Annotated in this window: 1 rRNA gene; it reads left to right on the top strand. The window is 46.7% G+C overall.

What is annotated here, in order from left to right:
* Nucleotides 1-156 precede the first annotated feature (156 nt).
* Nucleotides 157-968: ribosomal RNA gene (locus KQI94_RS16125) — 23S ribosomal RNA — on the top strand; the annotation flags it as partial.

Here is a 968-nt window from a genome sequence, read left to right as displayed (position 1 = left end):
ATTCGTTCATTGAAAACTGGATATTGAAGTAAAAAGAATCAAAACAAACCGAGAACACCGCGTTGAATGAGTTTTTTAATAAGTTCAATTGCTTATTTATTGATTAACCTTCTATCGCTAGAAGAAGTGATCAAGACCCAACCGTAAGGTTGATAAGGTTAAGTGAATAAGGGCGCACGGTGGATGCCTTGGCACTAGGAGCCGATGAAGGACGGGACTAACACCGATATGCTTTGGGGAGCTGTAAGTAAGCTATGATCCAGAGATTTCCGAATGGGGGAACCCAATATCTTTTATAGGATATTACTTTTCAGTGAATACATAGCTGATTAGAGGTAGACGCAGAGAACTGAAACATCTTAGTACCTGCAGGAAGAGAAAGAAAATTCGATTCCCTGAGTAGCGGCGAGCGAAACGGGAAGAGCCCAAACCAACAAGCTTGCTTGTTGGGGTTGTAGGACTCCAATATGGTAGTCTGTTAGTATAGTTGAAGGATTTGGAAAATTCCGCTAAAGAGGGTGAAAGCCCCGTAGACGAAATGCTGACAACACCTAGGAGGATCCTGAGTACGGCGGAACACGAGAAATTCCGTCGGAATCCGCGGGGACCATCCCGCAAGGCTAAATACTCCCTAGTGACCGATAGTGAACCAGTACCGTGAGGGAAAGGTGAAAAGCACCCCGGAAGGGGAGTGAAATAGATCCTGAAACCGTGTGCCTACAACAAGTCAAAGCTCGTTAATGAGTGATGGCGTGCCTTTTGTAGAATGAACCGGCGAGTTACGATTGCATGCGAGGTTAAGTCGAAGAGACGGAGCCGCAGCGAAAGCGAGTCTGAATAGGGCGAATGAGTATGTAGTCGTAGACCCGAAACCATGTGATCTACCCATGTCCAGGTTGAAGGTGCGGTAAAACGCACTGGAGGACCGAACCCACGTACGTTGAAAAGTGCGGGGATGAGGTGTGGGT

The sequence above is a fragment of the Enterococcus sp. S183_ASV_20 genome, assembly GCF_018919685.1.
In the GTDB taxonomy this organism is placed as follows: domain Bacteria; phylum Bacillota; class Bacilli; order Lactobacillales; family Enterococcaceae; genus Enterococcus; species Enterococcus faecalis.
The sequence above is the reverse complement of the archived record's forward strand: the minus strand, read 5'-3'. Positions and strand labels throughout refer to the sequence as shown.